Origin of the sequence: Bartonella florencae (genome assembly GCF_000312525.1) — a bacterium.
Taxonomy (GTDB): domain Bacteria; phylum Pseudomonadota; class Alphaproteobacteria; order Rhizobiales; family Rhizobiaceae; genus Bartonella; species Bartonella florencae.
On sequence record NZ_HE997487.1, the window covers coordinates 1 to 802 of the forward strand.

At 36.7% G+C, this 802-nt stretch carries 1 pseudogene; it reads right to left on the reverse strand.

From position 1 onward, the window contains the following. A pseudogene (locus BN202_RS09825) lies at positions 1 to 91 on the reverse strand (phage antirepressor Ant); the annotation flags it as partial. Positions 92 to 802: the final 711 nt, after the last annotated feature.

The following is an 802-nucleotide window of genomic DNA, read 5'->3' on the forward strand; positions in this document are numbered from 1 at the left end:
CTCCTAAAAATGCGTGCAAGTCACGCGCGTTAACAGTTTGAACAGTTTCCTGATCAATTATTTGTTCCGTAATTTCTATAAGATTGTTCATGATGAACTCCTGTGTAGTTAAACGTTTTTCATTGACACTCTAGAAGAGCGCCGGGTGCTGAAAAACACGGTACACAGTCCGTCGTTACGCTTTCCCCATAAAGGGTATTGTATAGCGTAACCACACCCGACAACATTATTATATGCATGTAGCATATAACGAGTCAAAGCCTTTAATATGCGGAGAAGAGATTGTTTCGGCAATCTATCCGCTGTGTATTTAAGGTGTTTTTCAGGCACCTAGCTTAACAGTAGACACATTGTTGCCATATTGTCAAGAGGTGACTTCACATTTTTTTAAATAGTTATAGATTGTATAGTGTGTATATTAATGCACATTAAATTCGTTATTTATCAATATGTTATGTGTACAATGTCCAGTCAATTTGAAAATTCTGTCGCTAGCGATAGTTCGCGCTGGTCTGCCCCGCAACGAAGCCAACCCGCTGGGAAGTACCTTTTACATTGATTTTATTGATTTTTTTATGGAAAATACAAAGCATAAGTGATGATCTTTTTTTAAAATTGTCATAAGAACATGTAATGTATGAACCAATAAGGATATGTAATATAGAGATAGAATTTAAGAATATGATCTAGCCTCTTTTATTGGCAGCGTATTCTTGACGTTTGAGTTGTCTCTGTATGTTTTTGGTTAGTCTTTCACTGGCATATTGTGCGATAGCATTTGCAATCTCTGGTTTGGACATCA